Here is a 1,844-nt window from a genome sequence, read left to right on the forward strand (position 1 = left end):
GCCGTCCTGTCCGCCCTCGCCGGCGAAGGCACCCTCGACCGCTCCAAGGCCGTCGAGGCCGCCAACCGGTACCGCATCGACGACGTCCGCGCCGCCGCCGTGTCCTATGCGGACACGGGAAGCGCCTAGTGGAGAACTGAAAAACTTATGACTGCAACAGTTTCCGAATATCTCGTCACACCGGCGGGGCAGGCGCCCGGGTCGGCGAGGCGCGCGAAGATCGTGTGCACGTTGGGGCCCGCGACGGCGACCGGTGATCGCATCCGTGAACTCGTCGACTGCGGGATGGATATCGCGCGGCTGAACTTCAGTCACGGCGAGCATTCCGATCACGAGGAGAACTACCTCCGGGTGCGGGCTGCGGCCGATGTCACCGGGCGGGCGGTGGGTGTTCTCGCCGACCTGCAGGGTCCGAAGATCAGGTTGGGGCGGTTCGCCGAGGGTGGCACCGTCTGGTCGGACGGCGACGTCGTGCGGATCACCGTCGACGAGTGCGAGGGCACCCATGCCCGGGTGTCGACCACCTACAAGCAGTTGGCCGAGGACGCCACCCCGGGTGACCGGTTGCTGGTCGATGACGGCAAGATCGGGTTGGTCGTCACCGGCGTCGAGGGCAGCGATGTGGTGTGCCGGGTCACCGAGGGGGGACCGGTCAGCAACAACAAGGGTGTGTCGCTGCCGGGGATGAATGTGTCGGTTCCGGCGCTGTCGGACAAGGACATCGCCGATCTCGAGTTCGCGCTGCGTCTCGGTGTCGACCTGATCGCGCTGTCGTTCGTGCGGTCGGCGGCGGACATCGAACTGGTGCATGCGGTGATGGATCGGGTCGGCCGGCGGGTTCCGGTGATCGCGAAGCTCGAGAAGCCGGAGGCGATCGAAAACCTCGAGGCGATCGTGCTGGCGTTCGATGCGGTGATGGTCGCCCGCGGCGATCTGGGTGTGGAGTTGCCTCTCGAGCAGGTGCCGCTCGCGCAGAAACGGGCCGTCCAGGTTGCCCGCGAGAATGCGAAGCCGGTGATCGTCGCGACGCAGATGCTCGAGTCGATGATCGAGAACTCGCGGCCGACCCGGGCCGAGGCGTCCGATGTGGCCAATGCGGTCCTCGACGGTGCCGACGCCGTCATGCTGTCGGGCGAGACGTCCGTGGGCAAGCACGTGATGGAGACGGTCCGCACCATGGGCCGAATCATCAGCGCGGTGGAGGAGAGGTCCACACAGGTGCCGCCGCTGGCGCACGTGCCCCGCACGAGGGGTGGGGTCCTGTCCTACGCGGCGCGTGACATCGGGGAACGGTTGGGTGCTGCGGCGCTGGTGGCGTTCACCCAGTCCGGGGACACGGTGCGCCGGTTGGCGCGGTTGCACACGCCGTTGCCGTTGCTGGCGTTCACCCCGCTTCCGGCGGTGCGGGCCCAGTTGGCGCTGACGTGGGGGACGGAGACGTTCCTCGTCGATCCCGTGTCATCGACCGACCAGATGATCCACCAGGTCGACCACGCACTCCTCGGCTTGGGCCGGTACCGGCGGGGCGACCTCGTCGTCATCGTCGCGGGGTCGCCTCCGGGCACCGTCGGGTCGACGAACCTGATTCACGTCCACCGGATCGGCGAAGAAGACCACTGATCGGATGTGACGCTGCAACCGTACGGCCGTCCGCTATTGACAGAACACGATGGACACGGTTTTCTCTATGTCAAGATACGAAACTGTGTTTTCGCATCGTGGAAGTTTTGCCAAGTGCGGAAGGTGAGTCATTTCATGACTGAGCGTGTTGAGGTCGGCGGTCTGCAGGTCGCGAAGGTGCTCTACGACTTCGTGAACGAGGAGGCGCTGCCGGGGACCGGGGT

Annotated in this window: 1 protein-coding gene and 1 pseudogene; both read left to right on the forward strand. The window is 66.4% G+C overall.

Annotated elements, in window-relative coordinates; translation table 11 throughout:
• A pseudogene (locus ACFWAY_RS53655) lies at positions 1–129 on the forward strand (2-oxo acid dehydrogenase); the annotation flags it as partial.
• An 18-nt stretch (positions 130–147) separates the two neighbouring features.
• Complete coding sequence (gene pyk / locus ACFWAY_RS53660) at positions 148–1,620, forward strand: pyruvate kinase (RefSeq protein WP_378516526.1); 1,473 nt, start codon at positions 148–150, stop codon at positions 1,618–1,620.
• Positions 1,621–1,844: the final 224 nt, after the last annotated feature.

Source organism: Rhodococcus sp. NPDC059968 (assembly GCF_042738615.1).
In the GTDB taxonomy this organism is placed as follows: domain Bacteria; phylum Actinomycetota; class Actinomycetes; order Mycobacteriales; family Mycobacteriaceae; genus Rhodococcus_F.